General features: G+C 41.0%; 14 protein-coding genes and 1 other annotated feature. Of the genes, 5 read left to right on the plus strand and 9 right to left on the minus strand.

Annotated features, from left to right (window positions below; translation table 11 throughout):
• Nucleotides 1-182: 182 nt before the first annotated feature.
• Nucleotides 183-1,271, plus strand: coding sequence for a hypothetical protein (locus tag ACTJJD_RS02915; protein WP_079920071.1), 1,089 nt, complete (start codon nucleotides 183-185; stop codon nucleotides 1,269-1,271).
• 62 nt (nucleotides 1,272-1,333) lie between these two features.
• Here ACTJJD_RS02915 and ACTJJD_RS02920 read toward each other — a convergent pair whose 3' ends face one another.
• From ACTJJD_RS02920 to ACTJJD_RS02940, 5 genes are all read right to left on the minus strand, one after another.
• Complete coding sequence (locus tag ACTJJD_RS02920) at nucleotides 1,334-1,618, minus strand: DUF1292 domain-containing protein (protein WP_017358102.1); 285 nt, start codon at nucleotides 1,616-1,618, stop codon at nucleotides 1,334-1,336.
• 15 nt (nucleotides 1,619-1,633) lie between these two features.
• Entirely contained in the window at nucleotides 1,634-2,050 is a 417-nt protein-coding gene (gene ruvX, locus ACTJJD_RS02925; protein ID WP_003216519.1) for a Holliday junction resolvase RuvX, read from the minus strand.
• Between the two features lie 3 nt (nucleotides 2,051-2,053).
• Nucleotides 2,054-2,320: an IreB family regulatory phosphoprotein gene (locus ACTJJD_RS02930; RefSeq protein ID WP_024718370.1), complete on the minus strand. Its 267-nt coding sequence runs from the start codon at nucleotides 2,318-2,320 to the stop codon at nucleotides 2,054-2,056.
• 89 nt (nucleotides 2,321-2,409) lie between these two features.
• On the minus strand, nucleotides 2,410-5,046 hold the full coding sequence (gene alaS / locus ACTJJD_RS02935) for an alanine--tRNA ligase (RefSeq protein ID WP_242732083.1): 2,637 nt from the start codon (nucleotides 5,044-5,046) through the stop codon (nucleotides 2,410-2,412).
• Between the two features lie 80 nt (nucleotides 5,047-5,126).
• Nucleotides 5,127-5,334 (minus strand) — a binding site (T-box leader).
• A gap of 43 nt (nucleotides 5,335-5,377) precedes the next feature.
• Nucleotides 5,378-6,442 carry an AI-2E family transporter gene (locus ACTJJD_RS02940; RefSeq protein WP_017358104.1) on the minus strand — a complete coding sequence of 355 codons (1,065 nt, stop codon included), beginning with the start codon at nucleotides 6,440-6,442 and terminating at the stop codon, nucleotides 5,378-5,380.
• A gap of 224 nt (nucleotides 6,443-6,666) precedes the next feature.
• Here ACTJJD_RS02940 and ACTJJD_RS02945 point away from each other — a divergent pair, with 224 nt between their 5' ends.
• From ACTJJD_RS02945 to ACTJJD_RS02960, 4 genes are all read left to right on the plus strand, one after another.
• Entirely contained in the window at nucleotides 6,667-7,395 is a 729-nt protein-coding gene (locus tag ACTJJD_RS02945) for an amino acid ABC transporter ATP-binding protein (RefSeq protein ID WP_242730756.1), read from the plus strand.
• Between the two features lie 14 nt (nucleotides 7,396-7,409).
• Complete coding sequence (locus ACTJJD_RS02950; protein ID WP_008342689.1) at nucleotides 7,410-8,219, plus strand: transporter substrate-binding domain-containing protein; 810 nt, start codon at nucleotides 7,410-7,412, stop codon at nucleotides 8,217-8,219.
• 80 nt (nucleotides 8,220-8,299) lie between these two features.
• Nucleotides 8,300-8,953 (plus strand): amino acid ABC transporter permease, encoded by a 654-nt coding sequence (locus tag ACTJJD_RS02955; protein WP_007501460.1) that lies wholly within the window; start codon nucleotides 8,300-8,302, stop codon nucleotides 8,951-8,953.
• Nucleotides 8,954-8,968: 15 nt separating this feature from the next.
• Nucleotides 8,969-9,619 carry an amino acid ABC transporter permease gene (locus tag ACTJJD_RS02960; RefSeq protein ID WP_048001804.1) on the plus strand — a complete coding sequence of 217 codons (651 nt, stop codon included), beginning with the start codon at nucleotides 8,969-8,971 and terminating at the stop codon, nucleotides 9,617-9,619.
• Nucleotides 9,620-9,657: 38 nt separating this feature from the next.
• On the opposite strand, the gene ACTJJD_RS02965 is transcribed toward ACTJJD_RS02960, so the two are convergent.
• The 4 genes from ACTJJD_RS02965 to recD2 form a co-directional block, all read right to left on the minus strand.
• The gene (locus tag ACTJJD_RS02965; RefSeq protein WP_008362324.1) at nucleotides 9,658-9,789 is read right to left on the minus strand and encodes a YrzQ family protein; all 132 of its coding nucleotides are present in this window, start codon (nucleotides 9,787-9,789) and stop codon (nucleotides 9,658-9,660) included.
• Nucleotides 9,790-9,809: 20 nt separating this feature from the next.
• Complete coding sequence (locus tag ACTJJD_RS02970) at nucleotides 9,810-10,001, minus strand: hypothetical protein (protein WP_003216308.1); 192 nt, start codon at nucleotides 9,999-10,001, stop codon at nucleotides 9,810-9,812.
• A 13-nt stretch (nucleotides 10,002-10,014) separates the two neighbouring features.
• The gene (locus ACTJJD_RS02975; protein WP_100325247.1) at nucleotides 10,015-10,473 is read right to left on the minus strand and encodes a PRC-barrel domain-containing protein; all 459 of its coding nucleotides are present in this window, start codon (nucleotides 10,471-10,473) and stop codon (nucleotides 10,015-10,017) included.
• Between the two features lie 90 nt (nucleotides 10,474-10,563).
• Entirely contained in the window at nucleotides 10,564-12,948 is a 2,385-nt protein-coding gene (gene recD2, locus ACTJJD_RS02980) for an SF1B family DNA helicase RecD2 (protein WP_440608087.1), read from the minus strand.
• Between the last annotated feature and the right edge of the window lie 7 nt (nucleotides 12,949-12,955).

A 12,955-nucleotide genomic window follows, 5' to 3' on the forward strand; every position in this document is an offset into this window, starting at 1 on the left:
TGTAAAAAAGAATTAACTTAATATAAAATTTTAATTCCTCTAGATCATGTCTTTAAATTAAACTTAAATTAACTGTAGATCTATTTATTTCCTGATTAACTAAATGCTAATATTCTCTTGATAAGGATATATTTCATTAATACCTATATCTTAGTGAAAGTACATACTGGAGGAAACACATTTTGCGTAAAATCTTTTATATTTTAATGATACTAATTGGTTCAGTAACTCTTTTATATCTAGGCGGATGTAGTCAAAAAAAGACCGTTTCAGAAGATCATAAAATAGAGTTTAAAATTGAGGACAAAGAATTTGGTCATACAACTATGCTCAACTATCTTGTGACAAACTCTGTTTCAGCCGTTGGAGATCATTTATTTTTAAGTGTAGATGACCATAGTCCTTCAAAGATGGCAAATAAAGTAGTTGAATTTAATAGAAAGACACTGAAAAGCAACATACTATTTACAACAACTTTCGAGCGTTCTTCCATTCAAGGTTTAAAAGCTAATAAAGACTGGGTCGTTTGGATTGACAGTGATGAATTAGGCGGACAGATGAATTATTACGTCATGAATTTGAGCACACAAGAGATAGAGTCGATTAAAAAGAATAACACTTCGGAGACATTAAGTGACACTCTTGAATTAACAGGTCATCGTGCAGTGTGGATATCTCATGATGAAGAAAAGGATGCTACCCATATTTATATGAAAGATCTCAAAAAAAAGCAGACAAAAAAGCTCTTTAAACTAGACTCAATGAATAACGCCCATCTCTCTGTTCACAATGATAAGCTTCTCTTTTTTAATAAAGACAATAGAAAGCAGCAAGCATACATTTACAATCTTACTACTGAGTCACTTAAAAAAATTCCATTGAATCAAAGTTTAATCAATAACGGTCAACTTATTAACGACCATCAATTTGTTTACGAGAAGGCTTTTACTGACTCGGAAGGAACAATCAATAAAAGCCAATTAATCTTTTATGACATAAACACAAAACAATCTAAACTAATTAAGAACACTGACTCGGGTATCGGATCAATCGTGATTGATGATCATAATCGGTTTTTCGTCGAAACAGATGAAGCTAAAAAGAGTGGTTACACGATACTAAAAGAGAAGAACGATTCCATCAAAAAAATTGGTTCCCTAAAGAAAGAAAATCATTTTCATTTAACATTTGATCATGGTCTTTATTTACTTAACTTTCAAAATGCACAACGAAATAATCAAAAGTTAACCATCACTTCAAAGCTTCCATAAATAATAAAAGGCCTGTGATCATGCAGATAACTCTCATCTGCTTCACAGGCCTTTTATTCGTTCTATTCTTCTTCGTCTTCTTGATCTAAGAACGTATTTAACGTTTCTTCAATCATGTCCCACTCTTCATCCGTTTCAATTGGCTCTAATTCGCCATCTTCACCGTCTTCATTTGGTGTGAAGCTTGATGCATGAATTTCAATTTCTTCGTTATCTTGTTCAGAAATTGGGTAGTAAAGAACATATGATTTGTTAAAATGGTCGCTTTCAAAAGTAAATAGTACTTCGCAAAGCTGCTCATTTCCATTATCATCAACGATTGTAATTTGCTTTTCTCCGTGTTCCATTTGATTCACCTCATTTTAATTTAAGCTGTCTAAATACCCTTGAAGGATCATAACAGCCGCCATTTTATCAATGACTTTTTTACGCTTTTGTCTGCTCACATCTGCAGAGATGAGCATTTTTTCTGCTGCCATCGTTGACAGACGCTCGTCCCAAAGCACAACAGGAACATTGTACGTGTTTTCTAACACTTTCGCAAATGATTGGCTGGCCTCGCCTCTTGGACCGACCGTACCGTTCATATTTTTTGGAAAACCAAGGACAATTTTATCCGTTCCATATTGCGAGACGATCTCAGACAGGCGGCTGAGACCAAAGTCTCCGCCTGCTTCATCAATTTTAATGGTTTCAATCCCTTGAGCTGTCCATCCCATTTCATCACTGATTGCCACACCAAGGGTTTTCGTGCCTAAATCTAAGCCTAAAATTCTCATGTTTTACGCCTCTTTATGTGTCTCTAAGTACGATTTAACCAATTCCTCAATTAATTCGTCTCGTTCTAGTTTACGAATTAGGTTGCGTGCATCCTGATGTCTTGGAATATAAGCAGGGTCGCCTGACAGCAAGTATCCGACAATTTGATTGATCGGGTTGTATCCTTTTTCTTGGAGTGCGTCATAAACTGTTATGAGCACTTCATTCACATTGGTTTCAGCTGAATCATCAGAGAAGTTAAACTTCATTGTCTTATCAAATGAACTCACTGCTTCTTGCACCTCTCTTCCAACATTCTACTAGCAAGCTTTTTTCTAACCGCTCATCTAATACCATTATTCTACACTACATTGACTGATTATAAAACGGATTTGACAGATTCTTCGACAGTTGCCAGTGCTTCTTCAAGCTTTTCTGGCTGTTTCCCGCCTGCTTGTGCCATATCTGGGCGTCCGCCTCCGCCTCCGCCGCAAATTTCAGCTGCCTGCTTCACAAGTTTTCCTGCATGAAGACCTTTTTCAATAACGTCTTTCGTCACACCGGCTGAAATGTTGACTTTTCCATTTTGAACGGCACCAAGTACGATGACAGCTGAACCTAATTTCGCTTTTAAGTCATCAACCATCGTTCTTAAATGGTTCATGTCTTTGGCGTTTACTTTTTCAGTTAACACGTTCACTCCGCCAACTTCGATGACTTTTTCTAAAATAGAGCCAGCTTCTGCTTGACTTAATTTCGCAAGAAGTGATTCGTTTTCTCTTTGAACTTCTTTTAAATCAGCCTGCAAGGAAGCGATGCGTTTTGGTACATCTTTTGTATTTGATTTCAGTTCATTAGCTGCCTTTTCTAAAATCGCAAGCTGATCATTTAATTCTTCATAAGCACCTTTACCTGTTACAGCCTCAATACGGCGTGTTCCAGCACCAATACCCGATTCAGATGCAATTTTAAACAATCCGATCTCCGCAGTGTTTTGAACATGACAGCCTCCGCATAACTCGATGCTGTAATCACCTACTTGCACCACACGGACAATATCGCCATACTTCTCGCCAAACAGCGCCATTGCGCCCATTTCTTTTGCTTCAGCAATTGGTTTCAGGTCAATGGCAACCGAAATGCCTTCCCAAATCTTTTGGTTGACGATTTTTTCAATTTGTGACAATTCTTCTTTTGTTACTTGTCCAAAGTGAGAAAAGTCAAAGCGAAGTCTGTTTTCATTCACAAGTGAACCCGCTTGGTTAACGTGGCTGCCCAATACATCTTTTAGCGCTTGGTGCAAAAGATGTGTCGCTGTGTGATTTTTCACAATGCCTTTTCGAAGCGCTGATTCGACTTCTGCAGTGACTTCAATGCCTTTTTGAACCGTACCACTTACGACGATTCCTTCGTGGACATGCTGGCCGTTTGGTGCCTTTTTCACATCTTTGATATCAATGATCGCTTCGGCACTTTTTAACGTTCCTTTATCCGCCACTTGTCCGCCGCTTTCCGCATAGAAAGGTGTTTCATCTAATAAAATTTGCACCGTTTCCCCTTCGTGAGCTTCTGTAACAATTTCACCGTTTTGAAGCAATTCGATAATACGAGCATCTGCAGTTAAATTTTCGTAGCCCACAAACGTACTTTCTGCTTTAATATCGCCTAAAGCCCCGCCTTGAACCTGCATACTACCTACATCTTGTCTGGCATTTCTTGCACGTTCACGCTGCTTCTCCATTTCTAGCTGGAAGCCTTCACGATCGACTGTCATGTTCTCATCTTCTGCATATTCTTCTGTAAGTTCGACCGGGAATCCATATGTGTCATAGAGCTTAAACACATCTTTACCGGAAATTTGTGAGCTGCCATTGTCTCGTTCTTTTTTGATCACTTCTGATAAAATGGCTAACCCTTCATTCAGTGTCTCATGGAAACGCTCTTCTTCATTTTTGATCACTTTTGCAATAAATTCTTCTTTTGCTTGAACATCTGGATAGAAATCCTTCATGATCTCCGCAACAACTGGAACTAGGTCATACATAAATGGACGGTGGATATGGATCGTTTTTGCATAACGCACAGCACGGCGCAGCAAACGTCTTAACACATAACCTCGGCCTTCATTAGAAGGAAGTGCTCCGTCACTGACGGCAAAGGCAACAGTACGAATGTGGTCAGCAATGACTTTAAATGCTGTGTCTTTTTCTTTTGACTCCCCATAGCTTTCTCCAGAAATCGTTTCTACTGCACGAATAATCGGCATGAACAGGTCTGTATCAAAGTTCGTCGGTACGTTTTGAATCACAGAGACCATACGCTCAAGACCCATTCCTGTATCAATGTTTTTCTTCGGAAGCGGTGTGTATGTACCATCTGGATTATGGTTAAATTCAGAAAAAACAAGATTCCATACTTCTAGATAACGTTCATTTTCTCCGCCTGGATATAATTCAGGGTCGTTCATGTCGTTGCCATATGCTTCGCCGCGATCATAGAAAATTTCGGTATTCGGACCACTTGGCCCCTCGCCAATATCCCAGAAGTTGCCCTCTAGACGAATAATTCGTTCCTCAGGGACACCAATTTTATCTCTCCAAAGAACATACGCTTCTTCATCCTCTGGATGTACTGTTACAGATAACAGATTCAAATCAAAGCCAATCCACTCGTCACTTGTGAGGAATTCCCAAGCCCATTCGATTGCCTCTTCTTTGAAATAGTCTCCAATAGAGAAGTTGCCCAGCATTTCAAAAAACGTATGATGGCGTGCTGTTTTCCCTACATTTTCAATGTCATTTGTACGAATTGATTTTTGTGCGTTGCAAATACGCGGATTCTCAGGCACGACGCGGCCATCGAAGTATTTTTTTAATGTTGCCACCCCGCTGTTAATCCATAAAAGTGTTGGATCGTCATGCGGTACGAGAGACGCACTCGGTTCGACAGCATGTCCTTTTTCTTTAAAAAAATCTAAAAACATTTGACGTACTTGAGCTGAAGTTAAAGTTTTCATCATAAATCCTCCTTTTTTTATTCCTCAATCTTCACACAAACGAAAAAACATCCCGCCCTATGCAAGCAAAAAACTACTTACACAGGGACGAGATGCTCTCGCGGTACCACCCTGATTATAGACATATGCGTCTATCACCTTCACATCCGATAACGCCGGAAGAGAGCGGCAGTGTTTATCTGCACTCGGGACTAGCTTCCGTTAAAGGTCTGATAAGGCTTTTCTCAGCAAACAAAGCCTCTCTCTGCAACAGCTTTTTAACGTACTCGGGTCCGTCATTGAATTCAATATGTATGAATCGAAATTATTATAGACAACTCGGCTCGTCTTGTCAATGAACGCTTCGTCTCATGTGAATATATTGCACAATGATGACCCTCATAATGGCTGCGGACGGCACGGCTAAAATCATTCCAATCAAGCCAAACAGCTCACCTCCAGCGAGTAACACCAGCATGATTACGACAGGATGCATATGCAGGCTTCTCCCGACAATGATCGGACTCAGTACATTGCTTTCTAAAAATTGAAGCACGGCTACTGTAATTAGCACAATGATCACTGACTTCACTGAGATGGTAAAAGCGATAAAAACAGCTGGAATCGCTCCAATTATCGGGCCAAAATACGGAATGACATTCGTTGCACCGATTAACATACCTAGTACAAGCGGATATGGAATATGAAACAGCCAGAGAACAATGGCAGCAGCTCCCCCAATTAAAGAACAGACAAGCAATTGCCCTCTAATATAATCCCCAAGTGAGTCATCCACTGCTTTCACAAAGGCATGTCCCCTTTTTCGAAAGCTCGGCGGCGTTAAATACCATGCTGCCCGCTTCATCGTGTTCATATCTTTCACCATATAAAAGACAAGAAAAGGAATAAGTGCAGCAACTAAGGCGTAATCAAGCAGTACTTTACAGCTAAGAATCATCCGCTCTGCGCCATTTGCGGCATACGTCTCAGATTGGACAATAAAACGATCCAGCCTTTCATGTAGTCCATCAGGCCAGTGGCTTGTATGACGATGAACATGTGATAAAGCACCATTATACGTTTCGGCAAGCATGGGAATTTGCTCCGACAATTCATTTAACTGAGCGATTAAAACCGGTGCCCCTTTATACACAGCCAAACCAATGCCGCCAAAAAACAGCACATATATCAATAAGAGACTGACCGTCCTTGGCAAACCTCGCTTATGTAGTCGTTCAACAATTGGATAAAGAAGATAAGAAATAAAAATAGCGATAAGAAGCGGGATCAAAACCGCTTTGAGCAATAAAAAAATAGGCATCCATAACTCGTCGAGCTGAACCAAAATGAGTAAAGACGCAAGGACAAGCAGTACACCTGCAGCATATATTAGAAACTCGATCGGACGTTTCTTCACCTTTTTCACCTCTCTTCTTATTGTTTAACCAACTTCTGCAATTATCCATGTAAATAAAATTTGTCCTAACTTTGTTAAAAATGAATACACATGAAACATACAGCTCCATCCAAAGTCACTGTTTGCTGTAAAACCCCGTCAGAAAATATTCCAATATTTACTTCTTTTTAAACCATTTATGCTAGAATCCGCTTTAGTTCAATGATGACAAGAGGAGGTTCTTCATGATCACATTCGAAGAAGTCAACAAGCATTACGGCCCGTTCCATGTACTTAAGGACATTAACCTACATATTCAAAAAGGTGAGGTTGTTGTGATCATCGGTCCTTCAGGATCTGGAAAAAGCACGATGCTCAGGTGTATCAATCGTCTTGAAAGCATTGATGAAGGAAAAGTCCTTGTCAATCAAGTGTCTGTTCAGCATCCGAAAACCAACATCAATCTCATCAGGCAAAATATCGGGATGGTGTTTCAGCACTTTCATCTTTATCCGCATAAGACGGTGCTTGAAAACATTATGCTTGCGCCTATGAAGGTTAAAAAAGTGAGCAAAGAAGAAGCAAAGGAAACAGCTGAATTTTATTTAAATAAAGTTGGCATTCCTGAAAAAGCAGACACCTACCCTTCTAGACTCTCAGGAGGACAACAGCAGCGTGTGGCAATCGCAAGGGGACTTGCAATGAAACCTGATGTCATGCTTTTCGATGAACCAACATCAGCTCTTGATCCAGAGATGATCGGTGAGGTGCTAGATGTGATGAAACAGCTGGCTAGGGAAGGGATGACAATGGTCGTTGTCACGCACGAGATGGGATTTGCCCGTGAAGTCGCAGACCGCATTGTGTTTATTGATGAAGGAAGAATCCTTGAAGAATCAACACCAGCTGCCTTTTATGAAAAACCGCGCGAGAAACGCGCTCAGCTCTTTTTAAGCCGTATTTTAAATCACTAGGAGGTATAAATTTGATGAAAAAAATGAAACGCTTTGGCCTATTACTGTTGATGACTTGCTGTATGATCGCTCTCGCTGCTTGCGGCTCTGCCGAGAAAGGCTCAACCGATGCAAAACAAGGCAGCTCATTAGAAGCCATTAAGAAAGACAAGAAAATCGTTTTTGGTGTGAAGAACGATACTCGTTTATTCGGTCTAAAAAATCCTAGCAGTGGGGATATCGAAGGGTTTGATATTGATATAGCAAAAGCGATCACTAAAGAAATGCTCGGTGATGAAGGAAAAGCAGAATTTAAAGAAGTGACATCTAAAACAAGGATTCCTTTACTGCAAAAAGGAGATATTCATGCCATTGTTGCCACAATGACGATCACAGAAGAGCGTAAAAAAGAGGTCAATTTCTCAGACGTATACTTTGAAGCAGGACAATCACTGCTTGTGAAAAAAGGCAGCGACATTCAATCGATTGATGATCTTAAAAAAGGTACGAAGGTGCTTGCAGTGAAAGGGTCGACTTCTTCTCAAAACATTCGCGAAAAAGCACCAGAAGCATCCGTTTTGGAGTTTGAAAATTATCAAGAAGCCTTTACAGCCTTAAAATCAAATCAAGGGCAAGTTTTGACAACTGATAATGCGATTTTATTTGGCATGGCAGACGAAGATTCAAATTATGAAGTCGTTGGCGGAACATTTACCGATGAACCATATGGCATTGCTGTGAAAAAAGGCGATGAAGAATTAACAGAAGCCATTAATAAAGCGTTAAAGGCATTAAAAGATAATGGAGAGTATGACAAAATTCATAAAAAATGGATCAAAGAATAATCAATTAACTCGATCAACCTCAATACCCTCAGGAGAGCCGCTTGCCGGCTCCTCTGTTGATTAGGAAGGAAGTGAACTGATTGCTGCGGTTTTCCATTTTAACTGAGAACTTCCATCTTTATTTAGAAGGGTTTAAATATACGATTGGTGCAAGTGTCATTGCGTTGATTGGAAGCTTTTTCATCGGTACACTCATTGCCATTATGAGAATTGCGCCACTAAGGCCGCTCAACTGGTTAGGGACGGCTTACGTGGAATTTATTCGGAATATTCCGTTATTATTGATCACCTTTGTGTTCTTCTTTGGTTTACCGGTACTTGGCATTGTGGCAGATGGCTTTACAGCAGGAACCATTGCCCTCTCCATTTATACGTCTGCTTTTATCGCTGAAGCCATTCGTGCAGGTATACAAGCTGTACCGCTTGGACAAATGGAAGCAGCTAGAGCTTCTGGCCTGTCATATGGTGGAACGATGCGATATATTATTCTGCCGCAGGCAATCAAAATTGTCATTCCCCCACTTGGGAATCAATTTATCAATCTTGTGAAAAACTCGTCTATTTTAGGTGTCATTGCAGGGTTTGATCTGATGTACCAAGGAGACCTTATCGCTTCGAGAACGTTTGTGACATTTGATGTATACATCTTTGTTGCCATGTTCTATCTTCTATTGACCATTCCGCTTAGTCTAGGCGTTGGTTATTTAGAAAAAAGATTAGCCCGAAGCCACTAGAAAGGAGGAAACACAATGGATTTTATAGGTGCCTACCAGCCCGATCATCTCGCCTTTTTACTTGAAGGATTTGCTGTCACCTTAAAAGTGGCTTTTATCTCCATCATTTTAAGCTTTATCATCGGATTAGTCGTTGGCACATTGAGGTTCGCACAAATCCCTATTTTATCAAAGGTGCTTGCGGTCATTGTTGAAACCGTCCGGAACCTGCCGCTTTTGCTGATCATCTTTTTTACGTATTTCGCCCTGCCTGAAATCGGTATTAAGCTGAGCATCACCGCCTCTGCCATTGCGGCTTTAACCGTGTTTGAATCCGCCATGCTGTCAGAAATCATTCGCAGTGGGTTAAAATCAATTGATAAGGGACAAATCGAAGCTGCCAGGTCCTCTGGCTTAACGTATATGCAAACGTTAAAAATGATTATCATGCCACAGGCGTTACGCCGAATGGTACCGCCGATTGTCAGCCAATTTATTTCTCTTTTAAAAGATACATCGCTTGCCGTTGTGATTGCCCTTCCAGAATTATTGCATCACGCACAGATTTTAAATGGTCAAAGCCAATCTTATTTACTTCCTATTTTCCTCTTGGCGGCCATGATGTATTTTGTTGTGAACTTCAGCTTGTCCTTACTTGCACGGAGATTAGAGTACAGGCAGGCATAAAAAAAGGACATCCGCTCATGGTGGATGTCCCTTTTTGTTTAAAACATTCGCATAACTCGTTTTCTCATCTTTTTCATATCTCGCTTAGATGGCATATCATATCGACTTGCAAAGTGATATGCGAGTGCACCTGCACCAAGCGTTAATAGTGAAGAAGTCATTTTGCCCATTCGAAATTCCCCCTTAACACTTATAGTTGAATTGAACGTTCATCGTCACTAAACAGGTCGTCTAAACTGCTTAGTGTACCATCTTCCTCCACTTGATGAGTAGATATTTTGCCTTTTGACAGTGTCAATTCAATAAAACAGCCCCAGCAATAATATTGATTGACCCCAATTTTTCCGATGTCTTTACATTTGCAATTTGGGCAAATGAGCATACTCAGCACCTCTTTACGTTCGGTTTAGAACAAGTGCTTCCTTTTGAACATCCATCAAGGTTCCGGCAGCATGCAGCTGCTTTCGAATCCCTGATAGCTCTGTAAAGAAGCCGTCCGAGAGTTCATATGCTACGATTGTGCCCGAATTCATGCAAAAGTATACATCTTCCAAAACACCTAATGTTTCACCATCTGGCGTATGGATCATTTTCTTTTTTAATTTCGAAAAGAAGAAGGATGGAGCGGAGGTATCTATCTCGATGCCCTTCTGGCAGCTCACATATAGACCTTTGTCTGTCAGTTTGTCGCCAGCTGAGAATGGAATGAAAGCACAGTCTTTCTTTTTCCCATCTAAAACATATCCCCCGCAGCTGCCGCCGGCTAAAAAGCAAATATCTTTGATCGCCCCAAGTGAATGAGACAGCTCGTCTGTATAAATCGTCTGTCCTTCAAGCTCTCGACATGTTCTCAAAATGTGATCAACCACCTTTTCGGAACAGTCTTATCGTGTGCGTTTCCTCTATGACTCATACGAAGAAATGGCTTCCATGAAGGAAGCCATTTACTCTTGCATAAAATCAAACGGGGTGATTCCCTCCATGCCAATATTGGCATCGTGTACGCTGAAAGGAAGTTCTTTTTGGAGTGCTGCTAGCTCAGCGTCCATGATTTTTTCCGTTTCAGTAAGACGCATGGTTAAAGACGTTTGTCTGAGGGAGTCTTCATTATTTTTCACGCCCCACTCTAATGCTGATTCCTCGCCGCACAAAATTAAAAACTTTTTACTTCGTGTAATGGCCGTGTAAAGCAAATTTCTTCGAAGCATTCGATAATAACTTCTCACGACTGGCAGCACCACGATTGGGAATTCACTGCCCTGAGATTTATGAATCGAGCAACAATAAGCGTGTGTAAATTGATGAAAATCTTTTTTCGTAAACGTGATTTCGTTTCCATCAAAGGAGATGACCGCCATATCTTCTTTTTCCGTGTTTTCTTTCGCATAAAAGATCGAGACAATTTCGCCAATATCTCCATTAAAAATGTTATTCTCGGGCTGATTGACAAGCTGAAGTACCTTATCGCCTGTCCGGTAGACGACATCACCAAATGGAATCTCTCTTCCTTTTGGCTTTTTAGGATTCAAAATTTGCTGGAGCATTTTATTCAGTTCATTAATGCCTGCTTTTCCTTTATACATCGGGGCAAGCACTTGAATGTCCTTTGCTGAATAACCCTTTTGAGCAGCATTGCTGACCACTTTCTCGATGACTTCTTTCATTTGGTCACTAGAGCATTGAATAAAGGATCGATCCTTCGAGCGCGCAGTAATATCCTTTGGCAATACACCATTTTTCATATCATGCGCAAGCTCAACAATTGTTGAACCGTCTGCCTGCCGGTAAATATCAGTTAGTGTCACTGCCGGTATAGCTTGTGAAGCAAGCAGGTCTCTTAACACTTGACCAGGTCCGACAGATGGAAGTTGATGTTCGTCTCCAACCATAATGACTTGAATATGATCTGGGATCGCCTTAAACAAATGGTTCGCCAGCCAAATATCCAGCATACTCGATTCATCAATGATGACAAGTTTTCCTTCAATCGGCTGGTCTTCATCATGTGAGAAGCCTTCTGATCCATTCCAGCCTAGCAGCCGGTGAATGGTCACAGCAGGAAGTCCAGTGGATTCTGTCATTCGTTTCGCAGCACGTCCAGTTGGTGCGGCAAGCACGAACGGAAATGCTTCATCCTTTTTATAATCACCCGGGTCAAGAGATACGCCGTGAAGATCGCTGTAAAGCTCGACAATCCCTTTAATGACCGTCGTTTTCCCTGTACCCGGTCCGCCTGTTAAAAGCAGCATTGGAGACATGAGTGCCTTTTGAATGGCTTCTTTTTGGGTTGGTGCATACTGGACACCAAGCCGTTCCTCCAGTTCACCGAGTGCAAGCAGAAATTCTGATTCAGGAAATTGATCTGCATATTCCGTTTGAGCGACAATTTTTTGAATGCGTTTTGCCACACTTTGCTCCGCATAAAAGAGCGACGGATGATAACAGCGCTCATCTTCAATAATCATTTCTTTCCCTTCACCAAGTGCAATGATCTGATTGGCAACGTCCATTTCAGTCACTTTGTAGTCATTGCCGGTTTGATTCAGCAGTTTACGGGTTTCGACGATCAGATCTTTCGTTTGTATGTACGTATGACCGTCCTGCAGGCTTGCTGTCTCAACGGTATACAAAAGAGCTGCACGAATGCGGTCTGGATCATTTCCAGATATCCCTGTTCTAGCGCCGAGTTCATCTGCTTTAATAAAGCCAATCCCCTCGACGTCTTTGACGAGCTGATAAGGGTTTTCTTCAATTTTCTGCAACGTTTCACTCTCGTATACTTGGTAAATCTTCATGCTAAGCTGAGGACCAAAACCATATTGATTCAGGCTGATCATGATTTGCTCAAGCCCTTGATGCTCTTGAAGTGCGGCAGCCAGCTTATCGGCCTTCTTTTTTGACAGGCGAGGGACATCATACAACACAGACGGATCACGCATAATTTGATGAAGCGTCTGATTGCCAAGCTTGCCGACGATTTCTTCCGCCGTCTTTTTTCCAATCCCTTCAAACAAGTCACTAGAGAGATAATGAATGATGCCTTGCTTTGTTGTAGGGACTTCCTTTTGAAAATGAGTGGCTTGAAACTGCTCGCCAAACTTCGGATGACTTGTGACCTTGCCATAGAAGGTGTAGGTTTCCTCCTCATGAAGCGCTGGGAAGTACCCTGTGACAGATGCTGTCTTTTCCTCTAAATTCTCTGATGTTTCAATGACTTTTACTTTTAACACAGAGTATAAATTACTTTCGTTATGGAAAATAACGGCTTGAACCGTCCCTTTTAAAAACGGTTCATCTTCAAGCTTCATTTGATCTGGATGTTCCTGCACAGGTCTT

The organism is Bacillus sp. 22446 (genome assembly GCF_052044955.1).
Classification (GTDB): Bacteria; Bacillota; Bacilli; order Bacillales; family Bacillaceae; genus Bacillus; species Bacillus altitudinis.

Coding starts and splice junctions, on each gene's coding strand:
- ACTJJD_RS02920 (WP_017358102.1), bottom strand. CDS start 1,618: ATGGAACACGGAGAAAAGCAAATTACAATCGTTGATGATAATGGAAAT.
- ruvX (WP_003216519.1), bottom strand. CDS start 2,050: ATGAGAATTTTAGGCTTAGATTTAGGCACGAAAACCCTTGGTGTGGCA.
- alaS (WP_242732083.1), bottom strand. CDS start 5,046: ATGAAAACTTTAACTTCAGCTCAAGTACGTCAAATGTTTTTAGATTTT.
- ACTJJD_RS02945 (WP_242730756.1), top strand. CDS start 6,667: ATGATCACATTCGAAGAAGTCAACAAGCATTACGGCCCGTTCCATGTA.
- ACTJJD_RS02950 (WP_008342689.1), top strand. CDS start 7,410: ATGAAAAAAATGAAACGCTTTGGCCTATTACTGTTGATGACTTGCTGT.
- ACTJJD_RS02960 (WP_048001804.1), top strand. CDS start 8,969: ATGGATTTTATAGGTGCCTACCAGCCCGATCATCTCGCCTTTTTACTT.
- ACTJJD_RS02965 (WP_008362324.1), bottom strand. CDS start 9,789: ATGGGCAAAATGACTTCTTCACTATTAACGCTTGGTGCAGGTGCACTC.
- ACTJJD_RS02970 (WP_003216308.1), bottom strand. CDS start 10,001: ATGCTCATTTGCCCAAATTGCAAATGTAAAGACATCGGAAAAATTGGG.